Source organism: Paenibacillus sp. P4_E11 (genome assembly GCF_056401635.1).
Map to the genome: position 1 here is coordinate 1 of NZ_JBFUIX010000119.1, position 12,285 is coordinate 12,285.

The following is a 12,285-nucleotide window of genomic DNA, read 5'->3' on the forward strand; positions in this document are numbered from 1 at the left end:
ATCAGTGGCGTACGCTAGCGCAGCGATCCAAACTTGATTCTGTCCTGCAAAATTTGAGTTCAATGGGACAAACACCGAAGTAGGCGATGAATACAAGGTACTTAATTATAATGGTCATGCTTATGTACCGATTCGCTTTGTAGCCGAAAATATGGGGGCAGCAATCGATTATGATCCTGAAACAGAAAAGATTTATGTTAAAAATGGAAACCTAGACATAGCAGATCCAGAGTATAATAGTATATCTGTTGGAAATTTAATACTAACTAAAGATGGGGAAAATACAAAAGTTACTTATCAATTGAAAATGGAGAATACGGGTAATGAAAAGAATATGATTGGAGCCAATTTATCCTTCTATAATGATAAAGCTGAAAAGATTGGTGAAGTTGTCATAACCGGGAATGATTTTGGTAATAAGACTCAAACTTTTGAAGCGATAGGTACAGGAGACTTTAGGGCATATTCAACTGTAAAACTACACATTGGTGCTGTGAATCATCACATTATCGGTGGAGGACCTAGAAGATAATCACAATACGCTAAGACCCACTAACGGGAACATAGTTGAATAGAAACCAGGACGAGGCTGCCGGCATAATCGGTAGCTTCAATTTGTTTGTGGGCGAGTGACGGATCAGCAATGGATATATGTTCTTGTCATCCGACAACTGAAGAAGGATGAAAAATGACTCGGAGAAAGGAAAAACTGCTGTTCGCCCCGAATATGTGTTCAAAATCTTTTTTTTGTGAATCATGATAGATTTGCTGAACTTTTTTCATCTATACAGTTCGAAATCCACATACAAGGAGACGATGACGATGAAACAAGTTCTGGAATGTCCCAAGCTGAGCTGGGGAGAGTGTTATTCCTCGCTCCCGCTATCCATTTACGGCGCAATTTCGTTTACGAGTAAGCGGTCGTATTCGCTCACAGACGTGCTCGTTCATACGACACACGCCTTCCGCACGAGCGTCAACAAGGACGTATACTTTACAGGTGCTTACGATCTGGATTGGATCACAGGGAGGGCGCTCCGCAATCTGGGYTTCGACTCCACGATCCTACAAGAGCGTCAGCTTGCGGAACTAACACCCGAGCTGCAACACCAGGCGATGATGGTCATCAGGGATTCCGTTGACAGTGGGATTCCGGTCATTGGCCATAACTTGGACAACTACGAATATGGGCTTATATACGGTTATGATGATGAACAGAAAGTGCTGCACATATGCGATATATCCGCCCGCAGCGGCAAGGAGCTCCCTTATGATCAACTTGGGAAGCGGCCCTTGCATGGAACGCCGATTCCGCCAGAGTTGACCTTGATCGCGTTGAAGGATCGGGACGAAGTCCCTTATGTTAGCGTTGACAGGCAGAGTGGGGGGCAAGACGACAGCTATCGGCTGACGTTGAATCATACGATCTTCTTCCTGATCGAACATCTGACTGATCAGGAGCCGATAGTGGGAGGGTTCGTGAACGGGTTGAACGCCTTCGATACGTGGAGCGAGGCGTTCCGGAACGGGAATGTTCACGCCATGGGCAACGCATACAATATTATGCTGTTCGCCAATGTCAGGAAGTTTGCTTTGCGGTTTCTGATCGATTCCAGCCAGCCGGATTTTTGGCGCGTACACGACATCCGATTGCAGCAGCTTATGGCTGAAGCGGCCGTTCGGTATACCGAATCGTATAACGGGTGGATCAAGCTCCGACATCGGTTTCCCTTCGATCAAGTCGGCCGGTCGGATCTTGCCAACTCAGCAGTTATTGAAGAGACGGTACGGGATTTACAGCAGATTAAGCGTGCAGAGAGCGGCGGACTCGAATTGTTCCAGCAGATGCATGGTTTGTTGAATGGCTGATATTTGTACCGATGAGAGGATCATTAAACTTGAGGACGGATGCCCATTTGCAAGAAGAATCACAGGATTCACTCGAAAGGATAAGGGAACCGGAGCTTGTAGAGATGGCCCGTAGCGGAGATCGCGAAGCGTTCGGTGAACTGGTGAGAAGGCATCGGGGTAAGGCGTTAGGCTGGGCGACCTCGATCGAGCATGATGTGTTCATGGCTGAGGATATAGTCCAGGATGCACTCATACGAGCATTTCTACATATGGCAACACTTCGGGATTCGGATCGATTCATTCCCTGGCTGAAGCAAATTGTGCGTAATCAGACGAATGCGAGAATTCGGAGCTTGGAACGACATGGTCGGGAGCGGWCATTTACACAAGTCACGGGCTCCACGACTTCCGCGGCCTGGGAGTCCGTTGATTGGAAGGACATCGACAGCATCCTGTTCCACTTGAGTTGCGCGGTATCTCAGTTCAGTCGAGAGCAGGATCCTTCAGTACAGCTGATGCGCAAAGAAACCGTGGATGGAATCCGTGTGTTGTTGCGGTGCTTGAGTGCGCGTGAGCGCGACATCTTCGAGGCTTATTTCTTTCGTCAGTTACAACCGGATGAGATTGCTTCGTTATTCAACACATCGACGGCTAACGTCTACAATTTCTTGTCAAGATCGCGGCGGAAAGTGCAAAGCGAACGAATACGTGTATATTTTCAAGACTACGCCAAGAGACGAACCGAAGCAGGATTGTCGAAGAAGAAAATCCTCACGCGGCCTTTTGGATAGCTAATTGGAGGCTGATGATAGAATGGAGCTTGTATCGGATCGTGGACCATTAACTTGGACGCAAGCTGCACAGACTGTATTCGGCTTACTGCCGTATACAGACAAGAAAGATATGTATTCATTGACCGATGTGATGGGATTGTCCAGTCATGCATTCCGCATAACGATTCATCGGGAAACGGTAAGCCCTGCTGGACCCACCGTGTACTCACCGTATGAACTGATGGGGGTACCGCTTGAACTGATGGGATTCAAGGTGAAGCAAATTTACGTGCCCGTTCCAGCTACGCCCGAGCAGTTGGAGACATATATTGCGTTTGTACAAGAAAGTATCGATCGTGGGATGCCGGTTACCGGCTGGGATATGTTCGTGCCTGAATTCGGCATCATATACGGTTACGATAATGAGAAGCAACAATTGTCGGTGTGGGATGTGGAAAAGAATGGCACGATAGCTTACGATCAATTGAACCAACGTCGGTACGGTTGTCTGCATTCGTTATCCATAACGGAATCTCACCCGGTGGAACCGTTGCCGATGTTACTGCAAGCTCTTCAGCGGAACTTGGAATTCTGCCGTGGCGTGAGACAAAAACCGGATGATGACTTCCGACACGGACTGGAAGGGTATGAAGCCTGGATTCTGGCCTTCTCCACGAGGACGGTCCATATTCCCGGCAATGCGTATAACTTGGCTGTCGTTGCGGATGCGCGCCAGTTCGCAGTTGCTTTCTTCCGTGGTTTCGTAGCGAGATGGCTGCAAGGGACACTACTGGCAGAAGGACTAGCGGGTCTTGCAGATCAGGCGGCTGCACATTATTCGCAAGTGGCGGAAGCGCTTAGTCTGATGCGAGAGCGCTTTCCGTTCCCGCACGGAGGAGAACCGAACGATCCGCTGGAAGCGGAATTCGCTATCCGTCAGCTTCGAACTGCGCTCGAAGCAGAGCGTGAAGGAGTTGCTGTGATGGAGCAGATGGTGCACATCTTGTCAGACTACTTGAATGGTTGAAAATATTTTATTATCATCACGATAGATTTGCTTGCTGAGCGGCATTAGACATTGTAGGGAGCGAGAGGAGCTTAGCAGGTGCATAATTCAACGGTAAGCGATGCAAGCAGCGTGTATCGGAACGGAGTGGGTGAGCGAGGTCAATATCGCAACGATTACGATGAAGAATGGGCTGACAGCGGGCTAGAGCAGCTAAGTGAAGAGAGCTTGACTGACATGGCCCGAGACGGCGACCGTCAGGCGTTTGGGGAGTTGGTGCGCCGCAGCCGTTCCAAGATGTATTCGTGGGCACGGTCACTGACGCACGACCATCACTTGGCGGAAGATGTCGTACAAGAAGCGCTAGTCCGTGCTTTCCTTCACGTGGGGCAGCTCATGGAGCATAGCCGATTCACACCTTGGCTTGCGCGAATCGTTCGCAATCAAGCGTATATGAAGCTGCGCCGTGGTGGACCCTTCGCGAGAGAAAGGCCGTTCACCGGGCTCGAGACCGGGAAGAGCGGCCAATCGCAGCGAGCCTCGTCCACGTCGTACAAGAGTGGATCGGGTAGAGGCGCAGAGGAGTGGCGAGATATTGACCGAGTACTCTTCCATCTCAGCCAACACTTGGATGAAACTTCGCGTCAACAACACGATCCTGTTGCCGCTCTCTTGCGCAAAGAACTGGTTGAAGGAATCCGGCAGTTATTCGCTTGCCTCAGTTCCAGGGAGAAGCAAATATTCGAGGCACATTTCTTCCAGTATGTTACGCCGCAAGAGATCGCTATCTTGCTGGACACATCTGTAGCTAACGTCTACAACAGCATCTCCCGGGCCCGTGGCAAGCTTCAGCGTGAACGGTTGCGGTTGCACATTAGCATGTACGTGAAGCAGCGGCGTACTACCGGTAAGCCGAAAGCCAAACTCCTCGCACCTCCAATCCTATACAACCCGAAGGAGTGTTAACAATGCCTAACCGCTCGGATTACACTAAGCAATATCAGAATACGAATGTAACGGATATGGGCTCTATTTATTCCATATTGCAATATACGGATCTGAAGGACCTCTCCATGGTAGAGGTGGCGGGCTATACAGGCAATGCCTTCCGGATTATTATCGACCGCGAGCGGGTGAACATCGCCAGTTATTCAGCATATGAATGGCCGCTCCATCATGAAGAGCAGTTCGCGAATCTGGGTGTCAGCATTCGAATCGAAGGCGGACCTACTGAAATTCCACCGACCCCGGAGGAGCTGGAACGCGCGCTGGAGATGATCCAGTGGAGTCTTGATCGCGGCATTCCGCTTCTATCGTGGGATTTGTTCGTTCCTGAATTCGGTGTCATCTATGGCTATGACGACGATACCCGCACCCTGCGCTGCCGTGACATCACGAAAGACGGGGAGCTGCCTTATGAGAAGCTCGGGCGCGGTCAGGTGCATGAGCTCTACGTTGTGGCTATAACCGATGTACGTCGTGTCGATAAGCGCAAGATGCTGCATGGTGCTCTCCGAATTGCGGTTCGACATGCGCGTGAGCAAGGCTACAAGCGGGAGGATTCGAACTACCGTAACGGCTTGGCTGGCTTCGATGCATGGATCGAAGCGTTCCAGGGAGGCCATGTCGAGGTGTTCAGCAACACGTTGCACGGGATGTACAACTTCGACMAACGGGTGTTCGCCGCAGAATTTCTGAAGCGTGTCTCGTCCGAACTGCTAGAGGAAGCGGCCACGAATCTGGACACGAGTCTCGGACAGCTCGCTGGTCAAGCTGCTGTTCATTATGATCAGGTAGCGGATCAGTTGAATGAATTCGTAACCTTGTTCCCTTTCCCGAAGGGTGGGGACCCGAACGATCCCGAACAGGCCGCAGCAGCAATCGAGCTATTACGTATATGCAGAGCCGAAGAGGAGAAAGGCGTCGTGCTGCTGGAGCAAATGCTACGGTTATTAGACGAAGCGTAACGATGTACGAACTAAGCCCGAACCAATTCTCTATCGTATTACCCATGTTGCTGTCGCATACGCATAAGGCTGTGTATGCCTACTCTGTCATTGAGCGTAACCAGCGGGGACGAATCTTCGTCAATAAGGCGTCTGAACCGACAGCGGCATTGATTACGAGCTGTGGCGGGTTTTATTGCCTGCTCGGATCGGAACGGGACGACAGGTTCAAGGAGTCGGTTCTTGCATTTATGAACGAGGTCAGCAACCATATCGGCTTTTTTGCACTAGCCCTTTTCACGGATGGATGGGAAGCGGAGCTGGACAAGTCCACAATACATAATTCGAAGAAAATAACCCGCTCCTTTCCAACGAGTATCGAACCCGTTTTTACCCGTATTATCAATATGTATGGGATTCAGACGAACATTTCATGGAACGTGGGATAGGGCATTTTATCACCAAAGGGAACGAGATCATCAGCGTGTGTACTTCACCCTATGTGGGAGGTGGGTATGCTGAGATCGATATTATTACGATTGAATCATACAAGAGAATGGGTTTGGCTACTCAGACAGGGGTCCGCTTCATTAAGGAATGTGTGGAAAAGAACCTGATCCCGAACTGGTGCTGTCATGCCGATAACGTGGAATCCAATCAACTTGCTCACAAACTCGGATTCGACAAAGTTGCCGACCACCCTATGTACTGGTACCATAAGGAATAGATGAGGAGAAGTGCTGAGCGGGATTTCAGCGCTTCTTCTTCTACTAGCAAGTAAGCAGTACTAGTATGTAATCGAATAGCTGGCTGGTGTGCTATAATGGCTTGACTGGAATCAAATGGAGGGGACGAAGCGTTGCGTTATAAGACGTTGTACATGCTAGCAAGCTATACAGCCGTTATCGGTATCCTGTTGGTTTGGAAACAACCGATGCTCCAATGGATACAGGAGTCAGGCCGTACGCCGCTGATCATCGTTTTCCTGTGCGCCGTACTGTTAGCTCTCGTTCCCTTTATTCCGTTCGGTATCGTAAGTGCTGTATTGGGGGCCAAATATGGATTCATTAGCGGGGGGTTCCTCAGTCTAACGGCCTCGTCACTGGCGGCTTGCTTGATGTATGTGTTCTTCCGCTATGTCGGGGTTCAGTGGGGTATAAGAATCCTACATAAATCCGACAAGCTTCGGCAATGGGATAGCTTGATCCGTCGGCATTGGTTCTGGTCCGTTCTCGTGGCAAGGATGATCCCGATCATGCCCGCCATTATTACGAACAGCTATGCAGGGGTGTTCAACATGGCCTTTAAACCTTTTGTACTAGCGACATTCATAGGCAAAATTCCTGTCATGGTGGTGTTCGCCTTTGTGGGGRAGAACATAGCAGACGGATCGGGACAATGGATCAGCGCTTTAGTCTTGTATGGATGCTTTCTGGCTGTTGTTTACGGAGGTTACAAACTATATACGTTGAAATAGACACACCCCGGGATGTTCTACATTTCATCCCGGGGTGTGTTTTTCTACTTCACATCCACAACAATGCTCTCCACCAACCGATCATTCACGAAAGGAAGCAGCCTCCATCGTCCTTTCTCCGGCAATGTCATCATCGACACTGCGTTTCGATCAGCTCCGTTAATCGACGAGCCCAATGAAGGGCTTGAGAACACGTCGATCAGTTTGTCGTCGCCTTGTTTGACGGCTTTCACAACGAACTTGCCATCCAAGTCTTTCGTTGCGCCCCAGAAATGCCACATGTACTTGTTGGGTTTACCTGCGATAAACCCCGCATCGATGAAACCAACCTTCTTCTCAATGCCATGCATCTCGTACGATCCGGAATGAAACATCGGGCTCACCTCCCAGGAAGGCTCACTGACCAGGGCTTCCACGCTCGCGTAATCCTGATCGTCGACTCGAACCGTGAACCGCCAATGACCGCTGATAGGGAGAGCAAATCGCGGCGTGTACCGTTCCAGTCCCTGGTATCCGGGGGATGGATCGGTTATTTCGACGGGAGCTACAGCTGTAACTCGTTGTCCTGTTTGAATATGCACCGCATCGATGGAAAGCTGCTTCCTACGAAATTGTTCGAACGGTGCGGTGAAATGAAACAAGTACCCGAACGGTTTGCCGGCTGTCAGTTCCGGATCGGGGGAGATGGAGAGCACTAGCTTGCCATTCTCAACATATTCGCGTTGTACTTTCGTATCCGGTGGAGGTTCTGTGGCAAGAGAAGCAGTGGGAGCAGGAGCCCCGCCTGAAGGGGATTCGAGCCACGCCTTCGGCAGCATAACAATGCCCATTAGCAGCACGATGCCGAGCAAGGCAGATGCTGTCACCAAGACGAAACCTTTTTTTGATGTTCCTGCGGTCACCTGATTCATGACCTTGCGCTGGTGTTCCTTTGTGAACCGGGATTTGATGAATGGGGACGGTTTCAAAGAATCGGCCCATTGCGGTCTTTGGGTTGGCATGCGAYCACTCTCCATTCTGTGCCTTTTCCAGCAGAGCTGACAATTTGTTCTTCGCCCGGTAAGAACGGGACTTGACGGTTCCTTCAGATATTTGCAGGAGCTGTGCCATTTCCTTAATCGACAATCCGTAGTGGTAGTCCAGGATAACGATTTCGCGGAATTTGCGTGGCAGCTGCATCACCTTCGTCCAGATGGAACGGCTTTCCAATCGATCGAATACCACTTGTTCAGCGGATGGGGCTTGCTCACGTGGGAATATCGTTTCCAGCAGCGTTACTTTTCGAATAAAGGCACTCTTCGTATAGTTCAACGACTTGTTCCGTGTAATCGTCAGCAACCAGCTCTTCACTGTGCAATCTTTACGGAAGGAGTACAGTCGAGTGTAGGCGATTAGAAATACATCCTGGCATATATCGTCTGCCGCATCAGGACGGCGGGTCAGGAAGAAGGCGAAGTTCCATACGTCATCCCCGTAAGTAGCCATCAGATCGCGCAACACTTCATCTCTGTCAAAGCCCGGCGCCAAGTATGTCAAGTAGTGTGGTTCGGATTCCAACATCAATCACCTCTACTAATAAGACCATCGAACGTTGAAAAAGTTCCCTAATTCTAAAAATGATTGTGGGGCAGTCTGTTTGTTGCTCCTTCGACGGCTGCGGTCCTGAAGTATACAGGCTGACGGAATAGGAGAAGATGTTCCTAACTTGTTGACTGTGGGAGGGAATCATCATGCATGCTGCTCAACTTATTCGTGATCCGAAACAAAGGAAATTGCTGCTTAGTGCAGGGATCAGCTGGCTGTTCGATGCGATGGATGTGGGACTAATCTCCTTCATCGTGGCCGCATTAGCTGTAGAATGGGGGCTGGGCGCTCAGCAGATCGGGCTCGTCACCGCGATCAACTCGATCGGCATGGCCGTTGGAGCTGCAGTCGCGGGTGCACTCGCAGATCGTTATGGCCGACGGGCCATTCTCCTATGGACACTGCTCTTATTCTCCGTCGCGAGCGGGCTATCCGCATTGGTTACTAGTTTCGTCGTCCTCTGTCTCTTGCGGTTCATTGCAGGGGTAGGTTTGGGCGGGGAGCTTCCTGTCGCTACAACACTAGTCTCCGAGTCTATCCCTACCCAGGATAGAGGGCGAGCCGTAGTACTGCTGGAAAGCTTCTGGGCGGTGGGATGGATTGTGTCTGCACTCATCGCTTACTTCGTCATACCGGATTATGGTTGGCGCATGGCGTTTGCGATCGGAGCGCTCCCGTCTGTGTATGCCCTTTACTTAAGACGGGCCATTCAGGACCCGCCCCGATATACAAGTCAGCAAGGGAGGAAATTGTCGATTCAGGAACGTGTAGCGTCGATCTGGTCGGAGAAGTATCGGCAATCGACGATCACCCTATGGATCTTATGGTTCACCGTCGTCTTTTCATATTACGGGATGTTCCTGTGGCTGCCGACCGTTATGGTTATGAAGGGATTTGGCCTTGTCAAAAGCTTTCAATACATTCTGATCATCACGTTTGCCCAACTGCCGGGTTACTTCACCGCTGCTTATTTCATAGAGAAATTCGGCCGGAAGTTCGTATTAGTTACGTACTTACTATGTACTGCTTTATGTGCGATCTGGTTCGGTAATGCCGATTCGGAAGGGATGCTGATCGCGGCCGGCATGTGCCTGTCGTTCTTCAACCTTGGCGCTTGGGGAGCGATGTATGCTTATACACCAGAGCTGTACCCGACCGTCGTGCGGTCTACGGGTGTCGGCTTCGCCGCTTCATTCGGCCGTGTTGGCGGTGTGATCGGTCCGTATCTAGTTGGAGTATTGGTTGCGCATAAGATTGATATTAGCGTCATCTTTATCGTGTTTTTCGTTGCGATTGTGATTGGAGCTTTAGTCGTGTTGTTCTTTGGCCGGGAAACCAAGGAAATGGAGATGGAATAATCGAGCTGAAATATTGTAGAATGATTACTGAAGGCTGCGTATCCTTTTACAGGCTTCATTCGTTTATTTATGGAAGAAGACTGCTAGTAAAGGAGAGTGCGCGATGACCACAGCCGATTCGAGAAATAACTTCATGACGGAGCCGAGTGTGATGCATCTGGAGCAGCTACAGGCGGTTGTGAACCGCTATTGCCTAGCGATCACGGGATCCCATTGGGAAGCCGACGATCTGGCACAGAATACGTGGCTTAAAGCAATCGGAACTTTACGGGGGCCTGGACATCGTAATCCGGAAGCCTTGTTGCTGCGCATTGCCAAAAATACTTGGATCGACCATAATCGCAGAAAAGCGACTCTGACCCGTATACAGAACTTGGATCAACCGGAGATTGCCCGGCAAGACGTTACCACCATGGAGCTGGAAGCTGTATTCCATGCTTTGATCCAACATTTGTCTCCAATGCAGAGAACCGTATTTCTGCTGCGAGACTTGTTCGATTATTCGATTGCTGAAACAGCCGAGACGCTTGGTATGACGCAAGGCGCAGTCAAGGCTGCTCACCATCGGGCCCGACACGCCCTTGAAGCTGTCAGGGCAGCGATCAGGGCTAACTCACTAGCGCAGCCTGAAGCCGAAGACCTGAAGCAGCTTCTTCATGCATTGGCGTCTGCTTATGAGGCTGGAGACATTTCGACACTTGTGCAGCTTGCTTCACGTGGAGTGATGGAGCCTACGGTTGCGATCGGGATGGTGCAAAACCACATGTTCCGCAAAACTTCGTCCGTCCAAACAATACACACCAAGCAAGCTAATTCGCCTGGGTTTCGTATGGCTGCATGAGGAATTTGATACATTTGTATACAGCTCTTTTCCTCGTGAGAGGGGAAGAGAGAAGAGTAAGGGCGGCCGTGTAAGCCGCTCTTTATTTTTTAATGAGTTTAGGTCGAGTTGTAAAAATGTGGGACAGGAGTAGAAACAAGTAGTAAAATATGGGTAAGGAGTTGGCGTGATTATTCCGTCGAACTAGTACGCCCTTCCACCGTAAATTACAAAGTGCTGGACAACGATGAAGAGAAGTCGGTGAGTATTCAAAAAGGGCTTGGTAGCTGTAATTTGGTTTTTTTAGGACGACGTTTAAGTAAGGGCAATAAATCGAGATTCTTTCTTATAGGGGAACAAGAAGAACCGACAAGCGGACTGTCGGTTCTTTGCCATGTTATTGTCATCTCACGTGAATCATTTCAGACTTCAGATTACAGAGTCGTGATGACTTCGTCGATAATGCCATACGCTCGTGCTTCCTCGGCTGACAAGAAGTAGTCACGATCCATGTCTATCTCGACCTTGTCCAGCGGTTGTCCCGTACGTTCCGCTGTAATCCGATTCAACCGTTCGCGGGTGTCGATAATCCGCTTAGCGCTGATGGCAATATCGCTGGCTTGCCCTTGTGCGCCACCGTGTGGCTGATGAATCATAATCTCACTGTTCGGTAGTGCGAATCGCTTTCCAGGTGCTCCGGCGAGAAGAAGGATGGCGGCGAAGGAAGCGGCGAATCCTGTACAGATCGTATGCACAGGTGGCTTCACGAACTGCATCGTATCGTAGATCGCGAACCCGGCTGTAGTAGAACCTCCGGGGCTGTTGATGTACATATAAATTTCCTTCTCCGAATTTTCTGCGGTCAGGAACAGCAGCTGGGCGACGATGCTGTTGGCAACTTGATCGTCAATCGCAGATCCCAGAAATACGATCCGATCCTTCAATAAGCGGGAGTAAATATCGTAAGATCTTTCCCCGCGCGACGTTTGTTCAACTACATAAGGAACGTATACGCTCATCTTATGGCCTCCATTTCGTTGTCGGTAGACAATTAGATTGGGTAGTTCACTTCGTAAACGAGTGAGGGGAGCCGTAAGATACGATTTTGCGATGTTTATTGTTAAGGCAAGTGACGTTCATTGGAAATGCCAATTATCACGTTACAATTGGCGAAGCGGATAGGTAAGGAATAGGTTTCATGAATATTAGTTAGTCTTGTTTGGTTAACCAACAACTTGGCTGACAGCTTATTGATATCATGACATAATTCAGTCAATCGAATAACCCGAAAGCATCGGGACAGTCACTCCATGAGGGTGCTGTCCCTTTTTGTATTGATATTTGACTACGGATGTCTCTTTATTTCTAAAATTTCTTAGATTTATTTGAGCAATAGGAGCGAATATATTGCAGGGATATTATGGGGTTTATTGAATTAAACAGAGGGGGCTAATCCAATTGATCTTTATC

General features: G+C 49.6%; 13 protein-coding genes and 1 pseudogene. 11 read left to right on the top strand and 3 right to left on the bottom strand.

Annotation, left to right across the window (positions count from 1 at the left end):
- Positions 1-106: 106 nt before the first annotated feature.
- From AC1DWB_RS27935 to AC1DWB_RS27975, 9 genes and pseudogenes are all read left to right on the top strand, one after another.
- A pseudogene (locus AC1DWB_RS27935) lies at positions 107-532 on the top strand (stalk domain-containing protein); the annotation flags it as partial.
- Between the two features lie 290 nt (positions 533-822).
- Positions 823-1,869 carry a cysteine peptidase family C39 domain-containing protein gene (locus AC1DWB_RS27940; protein WP_477544378.1) on the top strand — a complete coding sequence of 349 codons (1,047 nt, stop codon included), beginning with the start codon at positions 823-825 and terminating at the stop codon, positions 1,867-1,869.
- Between the two features lie 104 nt (positions 1,870-1,973).
- Positions 1,974-2,642 carry an RNA polymerase sigma factor gene (locus AC1DWB_RS27945; RefSeq protein WP_477544379.1) on the top strand — a complete coding sequence of 223 codons (669 nt, stop codon included), beginning with the start codon at positions 1,974-1,976 and terminating at the stop codon, positions 2,640-2,642.
- A 22-nt stretch (positions 2,643-2,664) separates the two neighbouring features.
- Complete coding sequence (locus AC1DWB_RS27950) at positions 2,665-3,651, top strand: hypothetical protein (protein WP_477544380.1); 987 nt, start codon at positions 2,665-2,667, stop codon at positions 3,649-3,651.
- Positions 3,652-3,729: 78 nt separating this feature from the next.
- Positions 3,730-4,596: an RNA polymerase sigma factor gene (locus tag AC1DWB_RS27955; RefSeq protein WP_477544381.1), complete on the top strand. Its 867-nt coding sequence runs from the start codon at positions 3,730-3,732 to the stop codon at positions 4,594-4,596.
- A gap of 2 nt (positions 4,597-4,598) precedes the next feature.
- The gene (locus AC1DWB_RS27960; RefSeq protein WP_477544382.1) at positions 4,599-5,597 is read left to right on the top strand and encodes a hypothetical protein; all 999 of its coding nucleotides are present in this window, start codon (positions 4,599-4,601) and stop codon (positions 5,595-5,597) included.
- 2 nt (positions 5,598-5,599) lie between these two features.
- Positions 5,600-6,025, top strand: a complete 426-nt coding sequence (locus tag AC1DWB_RS27965; protein ID WP_477544383.1) for a GNAT family N-acetyltransferase — start codon at positions 5,600-5,602, stop codon at positions 6,023-6,025.
- Positions 6,010-6,303, top strand: a complete 294-nt coding sequence (locus AC1DWB_RS27970; protein WP_477544384.1) for a GNAT family N-acetyltransferase — start codon at positions 6,010-6,012, stop codon at positions 6,301-6,303. The genes AC1DWB_RS27965 and AC1DWB_RS27970 overlap by 16 nt, the downstream gene beginning before the upstream one ends.
- A gap of 132 nt (positions 6,304-6,435) precedes the next feature.
- Entirely contained in the window at positions 6,436-7,053 is a 618-nt protein-coding gene (locus AC1DWB_RS27975) for a TVP38/TMEM64 family protein (RefSeq protein WP_477544385.1), read from the top strand.
- A 44-nt stretch (positions 7,054-7,097) separates the two neighbouring features.
- On the opposite strand, the gene AC1DWB_RS27980 is transcribed toward AC1DWB_RS27975, so the two are convergent.
- Positions 7,098-7,871 (bottom strand): DUF4871 domain-containing protein, encoded by a 774-nt coding sequence (locus tag AC1DWB_RS27980; protein ID WP_477544390.1) that lies wholly within the window; start codon positions 7,869-7,871, stop codon positions 7,098-7,100.
- Entirely contained in the window at positions 7,762-8,613 is an 852-nt protein-coding gene (locus tag AC1DWB_RS27985; RefSeq protein WP_477544386.1) for an RNA polymerase sigma factor, read from the bottom strand. Before AC1DWB_RS27985 ends, AC1DWB_RS27980 begins: the two co-directional genes overlap by 110 nt.
- A 170-nt stretch (positions 8,614-8,783) precedes the next feature.
- Between AC1DWB_RS27985 and AC1DWB_RS27990 the strand changes: the two genes are divergently transcribed.
- Complete coding sequence (locus tag AC1DWB_RS27990; protein WP_477544387.1) at positions 8,784-9,995, top strand: MFS transporter; 1,212 nt, start codon at positions 8,784-8,786, stop codon at positions 9,993-9,995.
- Between the two features lie 103 nt (positions 9,996-10,098).
- Entirely contained in the window at positions 10,099-10,836 is a 738-nt protein-coding gene (locus tag AC1DWB_RS27995; RefSeq protein WP_477544388.1) for an RNA polymerase sigma factor, read from the top strand.
- 413 nt (positions 10,837-11,249) lie between these two features.
- On the opposite strand, the gene AC1DWB_RS28000 is transcribed toward AC1DWB_RS27995, so the two are convergent.
- Complete coding sequence (locus tag AC1DWB_RS28000) at positions 11,250-11,834, bottom strand: ATP-dependent Clp protease proteolytic subunit (protein WP_477544389.1); 585 nt, start codon at positions 11,832-11,834, stop codon at positions 11,250-11,252.
- Between the last annotated feature and the right edge of the window lie 451 nt (positions 11,835-12,285).

Excerpts from the sequence above, each read along its gene's own strand:
- AC1DWB_RS27950 (WP_477544380.1), top strand. The coding sequence starts at position 2,665 with ATGGAGCTTGTATCGGATCGTGGACCATTAACTTGGACGCAAGCTGCA.
- AC1DWB_RS27990 (WP_477544387.1), top strand. The coding sequence starts at position 8,784 with ATGCATGCTGCTCAACTTATTCGTGATCCGAAACAAAGGAAATTGCTG.
- AC1DWB_RS28000 (WP_477544389.1), bottom strand. The coding sequence starts at position 11,834 with ATGAGCGTATACGTTCCTTATGTAGTTGAACAAACGTCGCGCGGGGAA.
- AC1DWB_RS27995 (WP_477544388.1), top strand. The coding sequence starts at position 10,099 with ATGACCACAGCCGATTCGAGAAATAACTTCATGACGGAGCCGAGTGTG.
- AC1DWB_RS27970 (WP_477544384.1), top strand. The coding sequence starts at position 6,010 with ATGGAACGTGGGATAGGGCATTTTATCACCAAAGGGAACGAGATCATC.
- AC1DWB_RS27980 (WP_477544390.1), bottom strand. The coding sequence starts at position 7,871 with ATGCTGCCGAAGGCGTGGCTCGAATCCCCTTCAGGCGGGGCTCCTGCT.
- AC1DWB_RS27965 (WP_477544383.1), top strand. The coding sequence starts at position 5,600 with ATGTACGAACTAAGCCCGAACCAATTCTCTATCGTATTACCCATGTTG.